Raw genomic sequence first — 751 nt, 5'->3', positions numbered from 1 at the left:
TCCATCAGCAAAAGGGGATGATAAGTTTATCACCACCGACTATTTGCAACAGTGCCGGATTGAGCGGCGTGGCATGGTCAGTCTTCCCGCAGGTACTGGTACAAAGTTTCGCGGCTGATGCCGAAGTCACGGGCCACCAAGGTTTTCTGGTCGCCTGCCGCAACTCGCCGTTTCAACTCGGCAATTTGTTCGCTGTTCAGCGATTTCTTTCGTCCCCGGTAGGCCCCGCGCTGCTTAGCCAGCACGATTCCCTCGCGCTGACGTTCGCGGATCAGAGCGCGCTCGAACTCAGCAAAGGCTCCCATGACCGACAGCATCAGATTGGCCATCGGTGAGTCCTCGCCGGTGAACGTTAGCCCTTCTTTGACGAACTCCATGCGCACGCCCCGTTGTGTCAGCCCTTGGACGATGCGGCGCAGGTCATCAAGGTTGCGTGCCAACCTGTCCATGCTATGCACCACCACGGTGTCGCCCTCGCGGACGAAGGCCAGCAGCCTTTCAAGTTCGGGACGTTGTGTGTCCTTGCCTGAAGCCTTATCGGTGAATACCTTGCCGACTTCTATTTGTTCCAGTTGTCGATCAGGATTCTGGTCGAAGCTGCTGACGCGAACGTAGCCGATACGTTGACCTTGCAAGATGCCTCCAAAGGTAAAAGTGTCAGGATGAAATCCATTACCCTTGGCGGCTTGTGTCAATAAATACAAACTACAACTCTATTCTGACGTGCTTTGCGCCAAGCATCTGACATCAG

General features: G+C 55.0%; 1 protein-coding gene. It reads right to left on the bottom strand.

The features are described 5' to 3' along the window. Nucleotides 1–77 precede the first annotated feature (77 nt). On the bottom strand, nucleotides 78–635 hold the full coding sequence (locus ACOTYN_RS24430) for a recombinase family protein (protein ID WP_001162010.1): 558 nt from the start codon (nucleotides 633–635) through the stop codon (nucleotides 78–80). Between the last annotated feature and the right edge of the window lie 116 nt (nucleotides 636–751).

The organism is Enterobacter cloacae complex sp. IR5458, assembly GCF_049238025.1.
GTDB classification, from domain to species: domain Bacteria; phylum Pseudomonadota; class Gammaproteobacteria; order Enterobacterales; family Enterobacteriaceae; genus Enterobacter; species Enterobacter kobei.
The sequence above is the reverse complement of the archived record's forward strand: the minus strand, read 5'-3'. Positions and strand labels throughout refer to the sequence as shown.